This window comes from Paenibacillus konkukensis, from assembly GCF_023523925.1.
Classification (GTDB): domain Bacteria; phylum Bacillota; class Bacilli; order Paenibacillales; family NBRC-103111; genus Paenibacillus_S; species Paenibacillus_S doosanensis.
Window position 1 is genome coordinate 698,346 of sequence record NZ_CP027059.1, and the last position, 18,717, is coordinate 717,062.

Below are 18,717 nucleotides of genomic sequence, written 5' to 3' on the forward strand. Positions count from 1 at the left end.
TGGACTGCAAGGGCGTGAACGTCTTCTCCGGCAGGCCCGTAAATGGCAAAATCCGCGGCTTGACGGCCCGTTTCGGCCGCCTGCTGCGGATTGCGGTTGAATCTATTCGATGGCGGGAGATATCCCTTCTTTATTTGGTAAACAGCTTTTCCGCGTCGTCCAAAGCCATGCTGTGGCCAAGCGACGAATAATCGAGCCATTTTTGCCCGTCGAGCACGTAGACATGATTGTTTTTCACTGCCTTTAAATTTTGCCAGACCGGATTCGTCTTCAGCATATCGAAGTTTTTCTTGGCCTCGTCCCCGGTGCTTACGATAACGAAGATCGCGTCGGCGTTGAAATCAGGCAGTACCTCCTGAGAAATCACCTGGTACGGATCGTTGACGATTTTCTCCACGCCGTCGGCCGGCTTCAGCTTCAAGTCCTCGAACATAATCGGGCCTAGCGGACGCTTCATCCCCATAACGCGCAGCTCCTTGGCCGTCGTGCGGATCGCCATGACTTTGGCGTTTTCGCCCAGTTCCTTCTTAATGATCCCCTCCACTTTCTTCGCCTTCGTCTCATAATCCTGAATAAACGTATCGGCTTCCTTCTCGCGTCCTACCTTCGTCGCTATCCGTTTCAAATGATCGCGCCAAGTGCCCTGATCCATATCGATCGTCTCGGTGGGGGCGATTTTCTGAAATTTGCTGATATCCTTGCCGCTGTATACTTCGTCCAAATAAATGACGTCCGGCTTGGAAGCCAGTACAGCTTCCATATCGGGGTCCGTCACGACGCCGTACTTGGCAACCCCTTGCAGACGATCCTTCACATGCGGCAGGAAGTCTTTGACATCGCCGCCGATAACGGAGCCGATCGGAGTGATTCCGAGCGCCAGCAAGTTGTTCGTAATATGAATCGACATCGAGGCGATTTTGGCGTTGGCGCCGGACTGAGCCGTCTTCTCCGCAGCCGGCGCGCTCGAGCCTTGCGTATTGGCAGCGTCCTGTTTGGCCGCGCCTTGTCCGCCGCATGCGGTGAGCATCCCGGCGATGACCAGACTTAAGATCGTTAATCCTGCTTTTTTCATGTTGTTTCCATCCTCCGAATGAATTATGTTTTCGATCTGAACAGCAAGTAAATAAAATACGGGCCTCCGATAGCTGCGACGACCACTCCCGCAGGAATGGCGTTCGGCTGAAAGATCGACCGTCCGATCGTATCGGCCGTCACCATAATAACGAGGCCGATCATGGCGGCGACAGGCAAAAAATGACGGTGCTGCGGTCCGGCAAGCCGCTTTGCAATATGCGGAGCAATCAGGCCGATGAAGCCGATCCCTCCGGCCATCGCGACGCTAGCGCACGATAACGCCACGGCCAGCGCCAGCATGGCGATGCGGCTTTTCGTCACAGGGCTGCCGACGCCGGTGGCCACCTCATCCCCCATCGCAAACAAGTCGAGCGATCGGGAATTCATATAAGCCAGAGGGACCAAAAGAATAATCCACGGGGCCAAAGCCGCCGCATGAACCCAGTCTCTCCCCCATACGCTGCCGGCCAGCCAGCGCGCAGCGAAAGCGTACGTATCCTGATCGAGCCGCAGCGACAAGAACAGCGTGACCGCGCTGACTCCCGCCTCGACGGCAATGCCGACCAGAATGAGGCGAATCGGCAGCAGCCCCCGGAAGCGGTCGTAAGCGAGCGCGAAAATGACGGCAGCGATCAGAACGCCGCCGGTAAACGTAAACAGAGGAATCCACAGCGCCGCCGGTCCTTCCAGCGTCCGGAAAAAGGAAATGAACACAATCAGCCCGAACGCGGCTCCCGCATGAATCCCGAGAATGCCGGGGTCGGCGAGGGCGTTCCTGGATATCCCCTGCAGAATCGCTCCGGAGACGCCGAGTCCGATGCCCGCCAGTATCGTCACCACAATACGGGGCAGCCTGTACTCGAATAAAATCATCGTATCCTGTCCGCTGCCGTAGCCCAGCAGCGTCTTCGCCACCGTTAGCGGCGACAAGCGGATCGAACCTGTGTTGAGACTGACGATAATGACAACCAGTACGATTATCGCCAGCGCGAGGCTCGCGATCACGGCTCTTCGGGTGCGCCGCCTGGCCAAACCCTCTATGTTCATGCTACAGCTCCCTCCCTTCCTTACGCGCCAAGTACAGGAAGAAAGGCACGCCGACCAGAGCGACCATCGCTCCGATGGCGAACTCTCTCGGCGGCTGAACCATGCGCGAGGCAAAATCCGCCCAAACGAGCAGCACGCCCCCGAGAATGGCCGACAAAGGAATAACAAACCGGTAATCCACACCGATTAACCGGCGCACGATATGCGGAACCACCAGCCCGACGAAGCCGATGGAGCCTGCCACCGATACGGAAGCTCCCGCGAGCACGACGGCCGCGGTCATGCCGAGCAGCCGGATACGTCTCACGTTGGCTCCCAGGCTCGCCGCCGACTCTTCCCCCAGCGATAAGAAGGTGATGGAACGCCCCATCGAAGCCGCCCACAGCAAGGTCAGAAGTACGATCGGAGCGAGCAGCTTCAGATGTTCCCATTTGACGCCGGCCACGCCGCCCGCATACCAAAATGCCAGATCCTGACTAAGCTCGTAATAGATCGCGATCCCTGTGCTGAGGGAATGCAAGATCGCAGCGACGACGGCTCCGGCAATCGTCAGCCTGAGCGAGGTCAGCCCGCCCTGCGTCGCCGATCCGAGCATGACGATGAAGATCGTGCTGAGCGCCGCTCCGGCGAAGGAAAGCAGAATGAGATTCATATAAGAGAGCCCCGGCAGAAAAGCGAAGCTGAGCGCCACGACGAAGGCCGCCCCCGCGTTCACGCCGAGTATGCCGGTGTCCGCCAGCGGATTGCGCGTGACCCCTTGCATAAGCGCGCCGGCCGCAGCGAACGCCATCCCTGTCACAACGGCTCCCAGCACGCGGGGCAGTCTTAATTCATGGATAATCTGATCCGTCGTCAGATCCGGATTGTAATGAAATACGGCCGACCATACCGTGCCGAGAGTCATCTCTTTGGCTCCGTAGGAGACGGCTATAAACATGGACGCTAGCAATGCGGCAGCGGACACGATAAACCAAAGGCAGGTCGTATACGATTTCTTCCATTTCATAAGCTTCTGTAGCGTGACGCCCCCTTTTGCCTATCCATTAATATTGAGAATCATTTTCAATCCTATTATAGCTTCGTTTCATCAGGAGTACATGACATAATTCAAGATCGTTCGATGGATATTTTCTAGAAATATTCGGCCTGCATGGAGCGATAGCCTATAAATTGTTCGATCTCGTCAAGCTGCCGGTCGATGCCATAAGGCGCATACACCATCCATTTATCCCAGTCAAGAAAATATACCCGCTTGCTGCGCACGGCCGGATGCTTGATCCATGACGGGTTGGAACGCAGCCAATGCAGCATCCGCTTTCTGTCGCTTTCCGTTTCAATTACAAGAAACAAATAATCGCTCTCGTACTGAAGCAGCTCGTCCGGTATAATCGCCGTCCAGTTATAACCCGTTCCTGGGAGATAAGGCTTCATCGATTGTGCGGTCCTCTCCGGAGGCTTCAGTTGAAGCGATCGGTAAAAGACATGCCCGATATTTCTCGAACCGTAAATTCTCAGCTTATGTTCGCGCCCTACGCAGATAGTGACGACGGCGTCGCCGAGTGACATGCGCGCCTTTCGTCTAAGCCCCTCCGTCCTGAGCTCATGATGCTCCAGCCATCGCCGCGCCGCCTCGTGCCTATTGACGAGCCCGGCAATATCCCGCATATGCGTGAACACATCCTTGCTTGTCCAATCGATGCCGATGATCGGGGCTATATCGTTAATATGTTCCCTTGCTTTGGGCAATACGTTGTCTTTCGTAATAATTAAATCCGGTTTCACGAGGAGAAACGCTTCCCGGCTGGCTTCCCACGGCTCGGATGCGTGCTTGGGCAGATTCAGGGCTCGGGTCTCGACAGGGATATGCCGGTGCACCTGCGCCGCGCAGGGAGTCAGCCCCAATGTGACCAAATGGTCCGTATAAGGCGCAGACAGCGATACGATGCTGGCGTGATCCTTCTTTATGTACAAGCTCGGCGCGCTCCCGCTCGTTTCCTTAAACCGGCGGCTGAAATAAAATTCGTCCGCGTAGCCGACGCTGCCCGCGACTTCGCGAACCGGCTTATCGGTCAGCAGCAGCATTTCCTTCGCCTTGTTCATTCTCAGCTGAGTCAAATATGCAATCGGCGTTTTTCCCATCTCTTGTTTAAACACCTGCGAATAATAAGACGGATGCAGCTGCGCCATCTCGGCCAGCGTATCGATGCGGATATCTTCCCGGTAATGCCGCTGCATATAGCTTGCCGTCAGCCTCAGCCGATCTTCCAAATCGTTTACGGCGGCAGGGGCAGCCGTGTGAAGTATTCCGTCCAGCAGCTCCTGCAAGTAGTGCTGGGCCAGAAACCGACTTTCTCCCTTGGCCCTTCCGCCTTCGGATACAAGCAAAAATAAGAGACGTTTAAAGCGGCTACCGCTCGCTTTCACATGTCCCTGAACCGGGAAAGTCCTCTCGCGCTCGAACGATCGGACTTGATCCCCGCTCTCCGCGCTCCGGTATATATCGTAAGCCGCCCAGTACATTTCCGCCTGCGAAGCGAGCTTCAGCTCAAGCGTCGAGCCCGGTGCATAAACATATAGCGAATCCTTGGATATTGCCTCTGTACGGCCATTCACCCGGATTTGTCCTTCTCCCTGAACGATATAAATTACCGCATGGTGCTTCAATGGACTCGAAGCGTCAAACCAGGACGGGGTTTGGGGGCTTTTGCCGACTTCGTCTATTTCGAACAAAGTTCCTTTGAGAAACTCATCGTTTTCCGAAAAAGGTTTCACAAGCGATGTCATTCCTTCCTTGCTGTAAGGTGCGGCGGCTCTGGCGTCCGCGAGGCCATTTATGAATTTGATAATCATTCTCATTTATTATAAAAGAAAAACCGTCTCCGCTCAATACGCAAAGCTCCGATTCGCCATCATTCCCGTCCAAACGGAACAAAACCCGCCGGCTATCCGCAGCAAACGGATCAACATAAAGCGTAAAATAACCCCACAAAGCCATCCATGCCGCTGACAGTGGGGCCTTGACTTCGAAGCTGATTCAGGTACTTTGCGGGGAACCCTGAAATTATAACTTATATACTGCAGAACAAATCAATCCCCCAAAAGCCATCCATGCCGCTACGCGGCACCACAGACAATGGAAATGGGGTACCAAGAGTAATTTCCAGGGTAGTGACGTGATGCTCTGAAGCTTATTCCGTCCGCACCCAGCCTAAGCTGGATCGGCGTCTAACCCTTCCTCTGGGATCGTTCTATGGGTAGACTTTCCTTTCGGGGGAGCCCACGGATTTCCACAGGATATGGCTGCGCTTCATTTCCTAAACAAAAAAAGCTTGATTACTCAAGCTTTCGGCCTTTTATTTTCTTAACGATAAATTCTACAATACCGGACACCAAGGTCGTAATCGCGATCATTCCCATGGCATACGGCACGACGAGCGGCACCACTCTGTAATCCGATATATGCATCCAATGGAGAACGAGCGGATACATGAGCAGCAGCGCGATAAACAGGGTCAGCTTCATCCGGCGGTTCATTTCCCTTCCAGCAGAGTCAATCCTAGTTTACAAGAGCGGCAATTTCTTTTCAAACCAAATGCGATTCGTCTTCTCAACCCTCGCCGTTCGCCAGCTTCCGAATATCGCTGGGCTCCAATATGCGGGCGGGATAGCCCGTTTGCGCAGCGTGAATCATCGCCAATCCCACTTCCTTCAGCGTGTTGACATGGCCGGGAAACAACCGGCGAAGTCCCGGGTACATCCAGGATAACGCTCGATACCATGAATGGGTATAGCTCAAGCCTTCCGTAGGATGGATATATCCCGGACGGAACATATAAGCCGCCCGGAACGGAAGGCGCAGCAGCTCGTTCTCCGTTCTGCCCTTGACTCTGGCCCACATGCTGCGCCCCTGCTCCGTGCTATCGGTGCCCATCCCGGTTACGTAGCAGAAGACCATCCCCGGATTGTGTCCGGACATAAGGCGGGCCGCATGCATCGTTACATCGTACGTGATCCGCCGGTACTCCTCTTCCTTCATCCCGACGGACGATACGCCCAAGCAAAAGAAGCAGGCGTTATATTGACGCCATTCCACCTGCTCGGCCGAAAGCTTCATAAAATCAGATAGGATGATTTCCTTTAGTTTCGGATGAGAGACGCCGCACGGCTTGCGGGTTATCGCAAGCACCTGCTCTACATCGGGATGCTCCAGGCATTCATGCAGCACCCCTTCTCCCACCATACCGGTAGCGCCGGTTATCATCGCTCTTACTTTGTCAGCCGCCATACCGCTTCTCTCAACCCCTGTCCCTATTTTCCGATATTGAACATGCCTTCCTTGTCCTCGATGAACCGGCAGGAATCCTTCGCACTAATACCCTACGGAAAGAACCCTCCGGCTGTCGTCAACCTGACGAAAAACAAATGCCCCGACGCTTTGCGGTTCCAGCAGTCCGTTATATACCGCGAAGCCATTTTCCACATCCATTTCAATGAAGATGGACGAAGCCTTGCGCACCTGCTCCAACGAGGCGGGAATCTCTTGATCCAATGCGTCGTTCGACACAATAATTTGCTTGGCGTCGGGATGTTTGCTCTGCGCCACGATGAGCGTGTCGTATTGATTGTCGGAAGTGAGAGAAGCCGACCACGTCCTAAGCAGCGTATCCGAGGGCTCTCTGGGGAGAAGAGCGGTCATATGGGTCACCCGGTGCAGCACCTTCCACTTCGTCTCCAGGAGCATGGCGCGCAGACCGCCTTCCGAATTGGCGACGACGACTTTTTTGTCGCCCATCGTTTTCTCGTACACAACCGGCGCTTCCGGAAGCGAAAAAGTTTTCCGAATCGCTGCGGATTCGCTGAAGAAATACCCTCCTCCTGCAGCTTCGGGCAAATACCACACGAGGCAAAGGAAGATCGCTATCGCCCATACATATCGCCGCCGCTTCATCTTATGCCTCCCTGATTATTGCCGACATGCCGCAAGGACATTGCGGGTCTAAGGCGGCTTATAGCTATATTTGGATGATACCTGAATGACAATTTTCTCACATTGTACCAACCGTTTGCTCGTTTGTAAACTGCCGAAGGCAGCAAAACAAACGCGGGCAGCCGCCCGGAACGTAAAGTCCCGGACCGCCGCCCGCGTCTTATCCTGCCGTATGTTTTCTCGCAACGATCATAAACCGCCGCGAATTGGTTCTAATTCCGCCCGGCGTGCGATACCACTCGGTAAATTGCCCGAACCGTTTTCGTTGACATTCGTTTACTCCGGCCGCTCTCCGGCTACAGCAGCAGTCCGAGCCACTCTTCCTTCGTTACCGGCCCGAAGTAATAAGGCAGATCGATGACTTCCAGCAGCTCGGACAGCGCCTTGGCATCGTATCTTACGCCTGCCAGCCGCGCGGCAAACTCCTGCACGTCGCCGACTCCGAAGAAATCGCCGTACACGGCCGCGCTGCGGATAAGCCCCTCTTCCACATCGAGCCGCACATCGAACGTGCCGGCCGGCAGCCGCTTCATCATGTGCACGTTGAAAGCGGGCGATTGCCCGTAGTTCCAGTCCCAGCTGCGATAGCGTTCGTCCGCCAGCCGATGAACGGCCGCCCAATCCGCTTCCGTCAGCTTGTACTCCGTCGGAACGGCTCCGGCGAATATGGAGTGAAGCAGATGCGCTTTGAACTCCGCAACCGTCATCGGCTTGTCCAGAAATTCGCTAATGTTCGCCACGCGGCTGCGCACCGACTTCACACCTTTGGATTGAATTTTCAGCGGATTGACGTTAAGCGCCGACACGACATGGTCGATCTGGGAGTCAAACAGCAGCGTCCCATGGGTAAACATCCGGCCTCTTGTGGAAAACTGCGCATTCCCCGATATTTTACGCTCTCCCACCTGGATATCGTTGCGGCCGCTTAATTCGGCTTGCACGCCGAGCTGATGCAGCGCACGCACGACGGGCTCGGTAAATTTGCGGTAATTGTTGAACGACTTGCCGTCGTCGCGAGTGATGAAGCTGAAGTTCAGATTGCCCTGGTCATGATACACCGCTCCCCCTCCGGACAGCCGCCGAACGACATGAATCCCGTTCGCCTCGACGTAATCGCGGTTAACTTCCTCGGCCGTATTTTGATTTTTGCCGATAATAATGGAAGGCTCGTTAATGTAAAACAGCAAATAATCGTTCTCCCCGGGCAGCTGACGAAGAATATATTCTTCCAGCGCCAAGTTTAGCGCCGGGTCCGTTATATTGCGATTATCAATGTACAGCATGGTTCTATGTCCTCTCCTTATAACCTGCAAAATGCCGGTGATTTATGCCGGATGGCAGCTTCTATCAGCATATCACGGAAAAGGCGCAAATGCCTAATACGATATCGTACCGTGCGGATCTCCGGGGTGAAGGGGCCGCTTATGCGTAATGCGTACAACCGCCTGATGGCTGTGCCGGCATACGGCATGGCCATTCCCTTTTTACTCTCTGCCGCATATATCGTAATGAGGTGAAGAATAATTATGACCACAGAAAAGAACCTAGAGCAGGAACGGGAAATCGACTGGCCGCAAATCTTAAGTCTGCTGGACCGGCAGTTCGATGCCGTCGCGGCGTCGGCCCACCGGACATTAAGCGATCGGGAGAGCCTGTCCTTGCTGATGTGGTTGGTGACCGGTATTGCCCGATACGGCTTTTTGACCCATGAGAGAAAGATGGCCATTTTCGATAAAGCGGAACAGCTCGGCGTTCATATGATGCCGGTGCATTTTTACAGTCCGGTGCCGCCCAAAAACGAGCTGACGCCGCGCGATTTCGCCAAATACGACGTTTGCGGAATCGATCTGAACGCCGGGGAACAGTTCTCCCGGCTGGAGAGCATGGCGCCGTTCTTATCCGAGCTGGCGGATATTCCTTACGATCCTCCGGCCTCGGAGCATCAATATTACTATAACAATTCCGCCTTTTGCGGGATCGACGCGAGCGTATACTACGCGATGATCCGGCAGGCGCAGCCTGTCCGCGTCATTGAAGTCGGCGCCGGTTTCTCCACGCTGATGGCCGCGAGCGCGATCCGCAAAAACGGCCGCGGCACGCTGACCGCCATCGAGCCTTACCCTTCCGATGTGCTGCAAAAAGGCTTCGAAGGCCTGCATCGGCTCATCCCTTCGAAGGTTCAGGATGTCGATACCGCCTTATTCGAAAGCCTGGAGAAAAACGATATTTTGTTCATCGACAATTCCCATGTCAGCAAAATCGGTTCTGACGTCAACCATCTGCTGCTGCGGGTGCTTCCTCGCCTGCGAAGCGGCGTCATCGTTCATCTCCATGACCTGTTTATTCCGTACGAATATCCCGAAGATTGGGTGAAACAGCTGAATTTATTCTGGAACGAACAATACGTAGCGCAGGCTCTGTTAACGCACAGCACGAAATTCGAAGTTTGGCTGGCGCATTACTTCCTGTCCCAGACCGATTACGACAAACTGCGCGCCCTGCTGCCGCATTCGCCGCATCATATCGGATCTTCGTTCTGGATCAGGGTCAAGTAGAGCCAGCAGCGAGCCGCCGGTGCGGTTCATCGGCCGGGAATTCTTGCGCCTCCGCCGCAGCGCGAACCCGGCTGCCCGCCCGGTTCGGTTCGGGATTAACGGGACCGAAAGGCCCATCCATCCGACCGGCGACGAATCGTCCGACGGCGGCGCTCCGCCGCCTTAGTCGTATTTCTCGTCGTCGATCCGCAGCTTCCGCTCGACAATGAGCTCCAGCTCCGTTTCCAAATTCAAATATAACGGATCGGGCAGCTTGGAAATGATATGCTCTACAAACGGCAGCCGCAGCGCATCATCGAGCGAAGCGGGCTTCGGTTCCAACTGTTCATACCATAAGCGCAGCTTATCGATAAACGCGTAGAAGGCATGCTCGAATCCGTCGGCCGCCTCCTCCGCTTCGTCCATTTCCGAGCCCGCCATCGCCTTCCAGCGGCGCAGAGCCGCATCCAACGCTTGTTCGACTTCCTCTGACATCGGCTTCCGCCTCCTCATCCTATTTCTAACGTCCGTCAAGTTCCTATTATACTATATTCGTCTGAGGCCCTACTACTTGTCCCGTTTGTCACTGCAGCTTGCCCGCCTCCCCCGATGCGCGCGAATAAACCGGATGCAGCCGCAGCAGCCGGTTCCGCGCTTGACGGATTCACTCTGACGTCAAATGAAATGCGATTTCGCATAGCGAGCCGATCGGGAGCAGCTCATTTAAATACTCGGTCATACGCGTCTGGTCGTCCGGCTGCACAGGGCTTAAGCCGTAGTAATCGAAATGAACGACGGCCTGCTCCGGATCGTAATCATTGAACCGGATATGCCCATCGGCGAACGTGTTCATCGTATCAATAATCGCCTCTTGATCGAGATTTCCCTTCAAGGCGGCCGTTCTGAACGGGTCGGGCAGTTCCTTCGCCTGCGGCACGTTGTCTTCTTGGACCATATGATAGGCCTTCACTTGAAAGCATAGAGACGGATTCAAATAATCCGATGCGAACTGCTTCAGCTTCCGCATCTCGGTTTCCGTCAGCTGCAAATCCTCATTCCATGCATAGATCGTAGCCTTATGCCGGCCGTTCGTATGAACTCGGCAGTAGAGAATATGCGGAAACCGGGTTCGAATCAGCTGCTCGGATAATAAACGGGTTCTCATAACAGTCACCTCGCCGTTCTGGGAATGGGTCAAGCCTCATTCTGCTAACGCTTTCAATATTCATCCTATGAGCTTGCCGTCAAAACGATGCCGATGGATGCCCGATTTCCGCGAAACATGCAAACAGGCGGCTGAGCCGCCCGTTCATACATGCCCTCTCTTTTAGGAGTCGGTGTCGGGCGTCTTCAAGCCCAGCCCTTCCGCTACGCGCCGCCCGTACTCCGGATCGGCCTTGCAGAAGTGAGCGATTTGCCGCAGCTTGATCTCATCGCCCTCCACCGGCTTCATCGCCGCTACGATCGTATCGACGAGACGGGTTCGTTCTTCGCCGCTTAACAGTCGGTATAAATCGCCCGGCTGCGTATAGTGATCGTGATGGTCATAGGCTACGCTGTCGGCCTCGCCCGTCACTTCAAAGGCCGCCGGCTTGTTCTCCGGCGTTTCGGCCGGTCCGCCGAAGCTGTTCGGTTCGTAATACACGGAGCTTCCTCCGTTGCCGTCATGGCGCATTTGTCCGTCCCGCTGGTAGTTGTTTACGCCGCTCAGCGGCCGGTTGATCGGCAGGCTCTGGTGGTTCGCCCCCACCCGATACCGGTGCGCGTCGTGATAAGCGAACAGCCGGCCCTGCAGCATCTTATCCGGCGACACGTCGATGCCCGGAACGAGAGTGCCCGGCGAGAAGGTCGCCTGCTCGACCTCGGCGAAATAATTGTCCGGATTGCGGTTTAGCACCATTCTCCCGACTTCGATTAACGGATAGTCTTTCTGCGACCACACTTTGGTCACATCGAACGGATCGAACCGGTATGTGTCGGCATCCTCCAGCGGCATGATCTGCACACAGAGCTTCCACGAAGGATAGTCTCCCGCCTCGATCGCGTTGAACAGCTCCTCCGTATGGTAATCCGGATTGTCCGCAGCCAGCTGCGCGGCAACGTCGGGAGCCAAATTGCGGATGCCCTGCTCGGTTTTAAAATGATATTTCACCCACACGCCTTCGCCCTCGGCGTTGACCCATTTGAACGTATGGCTGCCGAAGCCGTGCATATGCCGGTACGTGGCCGGAATACCGCGGTCGGACATCAGAATCGTCACCTGATGCAGAGATTCCGGAGACAGCGACCAGAAATCCCATACGGCCGTCGGATTTTTCAAATGCGTTTGCGGATGGCGCTTCTGCGTATGAATGAAGTCCGGGAATTTGATGGCGTCGCGGATGAAGAAGACCGGCGTATTATTGCCTACCAGGTCGTAGTTGCCTTCCTCCGTATAGAACTTTACGGCGAATCCGCGCGGATCGCGGACCGTATCCGCCGAGCCGCTCTCCCCCGCCACCGTCGAGAAGCGCACGAACAGAGGCGTTTGTTTGCCTACCTCCGACAAAAAGTTCGCCTTCGTATACTGCGTCACATCGCGGGTCACCTCGAAATACCCGTGGGCCCCGGCGCCCTTGGCGTGCACGACGCGCTCAGGCACCCGCTCCCGGTTGAAATGCGCCAGCTTCTCCAGCAGATGTACGTCCTGAATCAGCGTCGGACCGCGGGCTCCGGCGGTCAGCGAGTTCTGATTGTCTCCTACCGGCGCTCCCCAGCCCGTCGTAAGCTTGTTCTTGCCGTTGCTCATCCTAAAACCACCTCGTTTTAGCAAAATGGAAAAACAAGTTTCTGCAAAGCGAATGCACTGCCGCCGTATCCGCGCAAACTCCGCCCGGCTTCCGGCAAGCCGATTATGTAAAATGCGCTACTACCAATCTATTCACCCGACAGCCCGTTCATTCGCTCCCGGTTGTACTGCGGCGAACGGTTTGGCCGCGCGTCATCGGGCGACTAGGGGCTTCCCCCCGGTTCAACGGCGCCGCGACGAGGGCCAGCTTGCCTCCGCACGCAAAAAATAAGGCGAGGTCGGCCGCATCGCCTGCGGTCAAACCTCACCTTATTTTCGCAGCCCCATCGATTATGCGGCCGCTTCTTCCGTCCCCTCCTCCCGCTTCGACAGCACTTCCTTCTTCAAAAACCAGCAGATGAAGAAGGCGGCGATTACGAAGAAGAGCGAAATCGAGAACATATTTTGGAACGCATGGGTGAAAGCCGTCTTGATCTGTTCCACCACATCGGCGGAAAGCCCGGCGGGAATCCCGCCCGTTTCGATATGATCGGCCGTACCGGGCGGCAGCTGATCGCTCAGCTGCTCGACGCCGGTTTTAATATGCCGGGACAGCAGGCTGCCGAATACGCTTAATCCGATCGTAGCTCCGAGCGACTGGAACAGCTGTACGGTGGAAAGCGCTATGCCGCTGTCTTTTTTGTCCACCGATTCCTGCACGATCAGATTGTCGCCGCCGAATAATGCGCCGAGACCGACGCCAAGAATAAAGAAGCTGACGACGATAAACAAGACGGTCGTGCTCACATGAATTTGCGTCAGCAAGAAAAATCCGATGATCGGCAGCACGAAAGAGCCGATAAATAAGTTCCGGTAAGCGACCTTCGTAATCAGGAAGCCGTTGACGATGCTCGACGGAATCGCCCCGGCCATAAAAGCGAGCGTCATATAGCCGGAAGCGGTCGGCGTCAGCCCCATCACATTTTGCGCGAAAAACGGGAACGAAGCGATGCTCCCCATCATGCCGAGCATAAGAATAAAGACCAGCGCGGACAATACGACGACATTCCGGTTCGCAAACAGATGCAGCGGGATGATCGGCTCCTTTGCTTTCGCTTCGATCCGGACGAGCAGAACGATCATAAGGGCCGAGAACGCAAGCAGGCCAAGAACGATCGGGGACGACCAGGAATATCCTTGGTTGTCGACCAAGACCGGAGCGAGCAGCAGCGACATTAACGCCGCAATGAGCGCGGTCGCTCCGGCCCAATCGATCGATTTCTTCCCTTCGCCTCGCGTTTCTGTGAGTCCCATAGCCAGTACCGCAGCGGCGAGCAGACCGACGGGAATATTGATCAGGAATACCCAATGCCAGCTGACATGGCTGACAAGGTAGCCTCCGACCGTAGGACCTAGCAGTTGAGGCAAAATCATCAGCGGCCCGAAGAGACTCTGAATTTTGGCCCGCTGCTCCAGCGGATACGTCTCGCCGATGATAACCAGCGCAAGCGGCATCAGTCCTCCGGCGCCGATGCCTTGGATTCCGCGGCCGAGCAGCAGGAAGGTCATCGACGGGGCCAGCCCGCTGACGATCGAGCCCCCGATAAACAACGCCATGCAGGCCAGATAAACGCGTTTGCGTCCGTACAAATCGGCCAGCTTGCCCAAAATCGGCATGAACATGGTTACGGCGAGCATGTAAATGCCGGCAACCCAGCCATATAAGGATAATCCGTGAAGCTCGCGGATAATCGTCGGCATAGCGGTGGATACGATAGTTTCGTCCAGCTCTGCGAATATGAGTCCCAATAGTAAACCGGTTAGGACCAGAGCTTTATTGTTTTTCCTTTCGATGGGAAGTCACCTCAATCAATAATGGATTATCCCCAGACTACGATATAAATATAAACTGAATATAAACGAAGGATGATATTTCCTTTGAGGCTCTACTGCTTCCGGTTACGCCCGCGATGCCGCATATTTTTGCTTGCGCAGCAAAATCAGGTTGTAGGCGATATAATAAGCGAACATAATAAGCATGAAACCCGACGTCCAGCCGCCGCTCATTTGCCGCAGGCTGTCCATCATGCCTCCTCCCTGCTGCAGACCGCCGGATTGACTCATCGCGTACATCCCGTAAACACGGTAAGCGAGACGTCCCAGGAAGAGCGCAGTAACGACGCTCCCAATCCAAATGTTAGTCCGGTAAAACAAGTCGGCGCCGCGCCGCTCGAACCGGGTCATCTCCGCTCCGTAGTACGCGAGGACAACCCCTATCATCAATCCGATCCCGTCCGAAACGATGCTGACGAGATGAAGAGCGCCCTGCGCGAGGAAAATAAGACCGACGACGCTTAATATAACCGTAACCGTCCGCATTTTCCCCGGATTGAGCTGCTGCCAGCCTATCGTACGGCGAACCCGCTGAACGATTCTATACACAATAAAAATACATACCGCTGCTATAATCAAAGCTTGCAATGACATGATGTTACGCCCCCCTTGAAATGTCGATTCATGTCTTCTATGTTACCTTCTGCGCCTGCTTTGATCGACTAACTGCAGATAGATCTTGACAACGGCGCTTCTCTATCTGCAGATAGATTTTGCGATAAAAACGCTGCGGCGGATTGAAATTTATCGTTTTGCGAGGCACAATGAAGTGGCGTACTCGGCTTAGCATACAAGGGAGGAGTCACGATGAATTACGCTGCCTACGGCAAGCCGGCGGCCGGCTCCGCCGTATTGTTTTTTCTAATGAACGCCAATCGCTTATTTCAAGGCGAGCCGCTTCAAACGGCATTGAATCTCGTCGTATGGGCGAGCTTCACCGTCATCCTGTTTATTCCCAAGACGCGCCGGACCAAATCGCTGACGACCGCCGCTCTAGGCATCGTGCTGCTGGAGACGGCAGTCGGGCTGGTCTGGTTTCAGGAAATCAAGCTGATTTATTTCGTAGCCATTCTGCTGTTCGCCGCGGCCGTGCGCCTGTCCTTATCCCGAACCCAGGCTCCCGCCGTGATGGTTGTGCTCGTTACCGCCGCCATCTACGCCCGCTTCGGGCGCGATGACTTATTCAGCATTATTTCCTTCATTTTCTTTGCGGCCGTGCTTTATTTCTTCATACGAAGCCGCATGCAGCGCAACCAGATGAATGAAATGAACAAACGCCATCTGGCGGAGCTTCAGGATGCGTACGACCAATTGCAGCAGGCGTCCGCTACGGCGATGCAGTACGCGGTGCTGGAGGAGCGGACGCGGATCGCCCGAGACATTCACGACGCCGTCGGTCATAGCCTGACGTCGTTAATCGTTCAGCTGCAGGCTTTGCGCTATATGGTCAAAGACGATCCGCAGCGGGCCGGGGAATCGCTCGACGGTATGCTGAGCGTGGCCCGGCAAGGTCTGCAAGATATCCGCACGTCCGTTCACGCTCTTGCGGATAACCGCTCCGTCCCCGGGATTACGGCGCTGAAATCGCTGCTCGCCCGCATGGAGGCTACCGCTTCGATCCGGTATGCGCTGCATACCGATCTAACCGACGAGGATATGCCGGCGGAAGGATACGAGACCCTGTTCAGGGTACTTCAGGAAGCGATCACCAACGTCATTCGCCATTCCCGCGCTACGAAGCTGGACGTCAGCCTGGTGAAAGAATCCGGCTGCCTCGTCATGACGATCCGGGATAACGGCATCGCGGAAGCCGACTGCGAAATCAGAGAAGGATACGGCTTGCGAACGATGAAAACGCGGCTGACGGAGCAAGGCGGGAGTCTTCAGATCGCTGGGGCCGAGCCGAGCGGTTTGAAGATTGTTGCAACGATTCCGTACGCCGCCGAACGGGACCGGGATGAGCAAGAACAAGAATAGAACAAGGAGGGATGAATCATGACGCTTGAAGATCGGCTGCCAAGCAAAATTAAAGTACTGCTCGCCGACGACCAGACGATGATTCGCCAAGGCTTCGGTTATGTCATCGGCTTGCAGGCCGACATGCAGCTCGTAGGGGAAGCTTCGGATGGACGGGAAGCGGTGGAACGAACGGCCGAGTTCAGACCGGACGTCGTCCTAATGGATATTCAAATGCCGCGGATGTCGGGGATTGAAGCGACCCAACAAATTATGAGCCGCTGGCCGGAGACGAAAACCGTCATTCTGACGACTTTCGACGATCAGGAGTACATTTATCAAGGTATTCGCGCCGGGGCAGTCGGTTATTTACTGAAAGATGCGGACGTGGAAGAGATGCTCGCGGCCATACGCTCCGCCTTTCGCGGAGAGGCCATCTACAAGACGGGACTGGCCGCGAACGCGCTGCTCCGGGTGGCGGCCTCCGGCCCGGCGATGACCGGAGCCGACACCAAGCCGCCGATGCTGGAGCCGCTAACCGACCGCGAACAGCAAATCTTGCAAGAAATGGCTTACGGGCTGCGCAACGATCAAATTGCCCAAAAGCTCGTCATTGCGGAAGGCACCGTCAAATCCCACGTGCATCGGATTTTGCAGAAGTTCGGCTGCGAGGACCGTACGCAAGTGGTGGTCGCCGCGCTGCGCGGCGGCATGGTGGATTGATCAAATCTTCAAAACGCCGCCGGTGCTTGCGGAAGTGACGAGCTTCGAATACCGGGCCAAATAACCGTCCTTAACCTTCGGCTCGAATCCGTTCCAGCTGGCGCGGCGGCGCTCCATTTCCTCATCCGATACCAAGAGCTCGATGCTCCGCCGGACAAGATCGATCTCGAGCATGTCTCCGCCTTCCGCCGTCTTTCTAAAAAAAACGATTGCGAATTTAGCGATCCGCATCTACTTGAACGGGGATCGCGATGACCAAGCCATCCTGTACTTGTTCCTTCAGCTTGGGCAGCAAGCCGCGGATCACCTCCGCTTTGCCGACCGATTCAATGACGACCGGCACATTCGAGGAGAAGGAAAAGAGGGATTGCTTGTGAATGACATGATCTTTGCCGAACCCTTCAATCCCCCGCATTACGATGGACCAGATGAGCTCATGTTCGCGAAACAGCCCTAAGATATCTTCATAATTTGCCGTTTTGAGCCCGTGAGTTTGTTCCTTCAAGTATACTTTCAGCATGAGATGCGCTTGATCGTCCATCGGTACATCCTCCTCCAGAATACGAATCGCTTGCATCGTAACGATTTCTCCGTGCGGTATCTTCTTTTTCAATTCGGGCAGCATGGCTTCGATCCGTTCCTTGTCGTCGACAGCCTCGATGACGATAGGCAAATTATTGAATGCGATGTCTTCGAGAACGACGGCCCTATATTCGTTGTCTTCCCCGATTCCTTCATCCGTTCGTATGACGGTAGCGCCGGAAATCCCGTGATTCCACAAGGTCTGCACAATTTCCTTGTACAGAAACTCCCATTCGCTGTCCCCCTCTTCGAACTCTCCGATAACGATCCGAAGCAATGCCGAATTTGCCATGCTCACTCACCCTTTCATTGTCATTCCGACCGAAATTCCCGCATACGCAAGAAGCAGTCCGAGCACATAGCTGGCCGCAACATAGATCAGCAGCGCTTTCCATTCCTTATTTCTAACTAACTGGATGTTTTCGACGTTGAAGGTGGAGAATGTAGTGTAAGCCCCCATAAACCCCGTTCCGATCAGCAAATAGACGGCGTCTCCCCATGCGGCTCCGGCCAGCAGTCCTAGCAAAAACGATCCGGATAAATTGATCAGCAGCGTAGCCCGCGGCAGTATAGCCGGATAACGCTTATTGAACCACGTGCTGAACCCGTACCGGGCGCACGCCCCCAAAAAACCTCCGATAGCGACAAGAAGCAAGTTGATTGTCATGACGGCTGCACTCCTTTGGATTTCCGGCGCAGCTGGATCTGGAAGATTTCATAACCGGCCCAAGCAAAAACCAGGCCACCGATGAAGCTCGACATGACATAGAGCAGAGCGCTTCCCCACAACTCGGCATGGATCAGGTTGACGGTCTCCACACTAAACGTGGAAAAAGTCGTAAACGCACCGACAAACCCCGTTCCAAATCCTAAACGGAGCCATGAAGGCAAGCTCGCCAACGACGCTGCCCAGGTGGAAAACCAGCCCAACATCAAGCATCCGAGCAAATTGATGATCAGCGTCCCGAACGGAAAAGGAGACGGCCACCAGCCGTGAATCCACAATCCCATGAGATAACGCAGCAGAGCGCCTGCGGCTCCGAATAAACCTACTGCAATGATATTCATCTTTTCGATTCCCTCTTTTATCCAGTGGCTTCCATTATGAAGACAACTCCCGCCTTAACGGACAGGAATTGTCTTCTGCATGTCAA

Annotated in this window: 19 protein-coding genes and 1 pseudogene; 3 read left to right on the forward strand and 17 right to left on the reverse strand. The window is 55.1% G+C overall.

The features are described from left to right. Positions 1-130: 130 nt before the first annotated feature. The 8 genes from SK3146_RS02960 to SK3146_RS02995 all read right to left on the reverse strand — a co-directional run bounded on the left by SK3146_RS02960 (position 131) and on the right by SK3146_RS02995 (position 8,391). Positions 131-1,072, reverse strand: coding sequence for an ABC transporter substrate-binding protein (locus tag SK3146_RS02960; RefSeq protein WP_249863668.1), 942 nt, complete (start codon positions 1,070-1,072; stop codon positions 131-133). 23 nt (positions 1,073-1,095) lie between these two features. Next, positions 1,096-2,121 carry a FecCD family ABC transporter permease gene (locus tag SK3146_RS02965; protein WP_249863669.1) on the reverse strand — a complete coding sequence of 342 codons (1,026 nt, stop codon included), beginning with the start codon at positions 2,119-2,121 and terminating at the stop codon, positions 1,096-1,098. 1 nt (position 2,122) lies between these two features. Next, positions 2,123-3,127, reverse strand: coding sequence for a FecCD family ABC transporter permease (locus tag SK3146_RS02970; protein WP_249863670.1), 1,005 nt, complete (start codon positions 3,125-3,127; stop codon positions 2,123-2,125). A 125-nt stretch (positions 3,128-3,252) separates the two neighbouring features. Further along, positions 3,253-4,971, reverse strand: a complete 1,719-nt coding sequence (locus tag SK3146_RS02975; protein WP_249863671.1) for a helix-turn-helix domain-containing protein — start codon at positions 4,969-4,971, stop codon at positions 3,253-3,255. Between the two features lie 483 nt (positions 4,972-5,454). After that, the gene (locus SK3146_RS02980) at positions 5,455-5,655 is read right to left on the reverse strand and encodes a hypothetical protein (RefSeq protein ID WP_249863672.1); all 201 of its coding nucleotides are present in this window, start codon (positions 5,653-5,655) and stop codon (positions 5,455-5,457) included. A 73-nt stretch (positions 5,656-5,728) separates the two neighbouring features. Further along, positions 5,729-6,406, reverse strand: coding sequence for a Rossmann-fold NAD(P)-binding domain-containing protein (locus SK3146_RS02985; protein WP_249863673.1), 678 nt, complete (start codon positions 6,404-6,406; stop codon positions 5,729-5,731). Positions 6,407-6,490: 84 nt separating this feature from the next. Further along, positions 6,491-7,069 (reverse strand): hypothetical protein, encoded by a 579-nt coding sequence (locus SK3146_RS02990; RefSeq protein WP_249863674.1) that lies wholly within the window; start codon positions 7,067-7,069, stop codon positions 6,491-6,493. 335 nt (positions 7,070-7,404) lie between these two features. After that, on the reverse strand, positions 7,405-8,391 hold the full coding sequence (locus SK3146_RS02995; protein ID WP_249863675.1) for a lipoate--protein ligase: 987 nt from the start codon (positions 8,389-8,391) through the stop codon (positions 7,405-7,407). 243 nt (positions 8,392-8,634) lie between these two features. Here SK3146_RS02995 and SK3146_RS03000 point away from each other — a divergent pair, with 243 nt between their 5' ends. After that, positions 8,635-9,663, forward strand: coding sequence for a class I SAM-dependent methyltransferase (locus tag SK3146_RS03000; RefSeq protein WP_249863676.1), 1,029 nt, complete (start codon positions 8,635-8,637; stop codon positions 9,661-9,663). Between the two features lie 162 nt (positions 9,664-9,825). On the opposite strand, the gene SK3146_RS03005 is transcribed toward SK3146_RS03000, so the two are convergent. From SK3146_RS03005 to SK3146_RS03025, 5 genes are all read right to left on the reverse strand, one after another. Continuing rightward, complete coding sequence (locus tag SK3146_RS03005) at positions 9,826-10,137, reverse strand: hypothetical protein (RefSeq protein WP_249863677.1); 312 nt, start codon at positions 10,135-10,137, stop codon at positions 9,826-9,828. A gap of 169 nt (positions 10,138-10,306) precedes the next feature. Next, entirely contained in the window at positions 10,307-10,807 is a 501-nt protein-coding gene (locus SK3146_RS03010; RefSeq protein ID WP_249863678.1) for a hypothetical protein, read from the reverse strand. 162 nt (positions 10,808-10,969) lie between these two features. Then, a complete protein-coding gene (katA, locus tag SK3146_RS03015) occupies positions 10,970-12,430 on the reverse strand; it encodes a catalase KatA (protein WP_249863679.1) in 1,461 nt (486 codons plus the stop codon). Positions 12,431-12,760: 330 nt separating this feature from the next. After that, the gene (locus SK3146_RS03020; RefSeq protein ID WP_249863680.1) at positions 12,761-14,218 is read right to left on the reverse strand and encodes an MDR family MFS transporter; all 1,458 of its coding nucleotides are present in this window, start codon (positions 14,216-14,218) and stop codon (positions 12,761-12,763) included. A gap of 150 nt (positions 14,219-14,368) precedes the next feature. Continuing rightward, positions 14,369-14,896 carry a CcdC protein domain-containing protein gene (locus SK3146_RS03025; RefSeq protein ID WP_249863681.1) on the reverse strand — a complete coding sequence of 176 codons (528 nt, stop codon included), beginning with the start codon at positions 14,894-14,896 and terminating at the stop codon, positions 14,369-14,371. Between the two features lie 213 nt (positions 14,897-15,109). On the opposite strand from SK3146_RS03025, the gene SK3146_RS03030 reads away from it, so the two are divergent. Further along, positions 15,110-16,279 (forward strand): sensor histidine kinase, encoded by a 1,170-nt coding sequence (locus SK3146_RS03030; RefSeq protein WP_249863682.1) that lies wholly within the window; start codon positions 15,110-15,112, stop codon positions 16,277-16,279. Positions 16,280-16,297: 18 nt separating this feature from the next. Then, entirely contained in the window at positions 16,298-16,981 is a 684-nt protein-coding gene (locus SK3146_RS03035) for a response regulator transcription factor (protein ID WP_249863683.1), read from the forward strand. Here the strand turns inward: SK3146_RS03035 and SK3146_RS03040 are convergent. The 4 genes and pseudogenes from SK3146_RS03040 to crcB (SK3146_RS03055) all read right to left on the reverse strand — a co-directional run. Further along, positions 16,982-17,167 (reverse strand): annotated as a pseudogene (locus SK3146_RS03040) (dihydroxy-acid dehydratase domain-containing protein); the annotation flags it as partial. Positions 17,168-17,198: 31 nt separating this feature from the next. After that, the gene (locus SK3146_RS03045) at positions 17,199-17,855 is read right to left on the reverse strand and encodes a DUF190 domain-containing protein (RefSeq protein ID WP_249863684.1); all 657 of its coding nucleotides are present in this window, start codon (positions 17,853-17,855) and stop codon (positions 17,199-17,201) included. Positions 17,856-17,861: 6 nt separating this feature from the next. Next, positions 17,862-18,230, reverse strand: coding sequence for a fluoride efflux transporter CrcB (crcB, locus tag SK3146_RS03050; protein ID WP_249863685.1), 369 nt, complete (start codon positions 18,228-18,230; stop codon positions 17,862-17,864). Continuing rightward, positions 18,227-18,631 carry a fluoride efflux transporter CrcB gene (crcB, locus tag SK3146_RS03055; RefSeq protein ID WP_249863686.1) on the reverse strand — a complete coding sequence of 135 codons (405 nt, stop codon included), beginning with the start codon at positions 18,629-18,631 and terminating at the stop codon, positions 18,227-18,229. The genes crcB (SK3146_RS03050) and crcB (SK3146_RS03055) overlap by 4 nt, the downstream gene beginning before the upstream one ends. Positions 18,632-18,717: the final 86 nt, after the last annotated feature.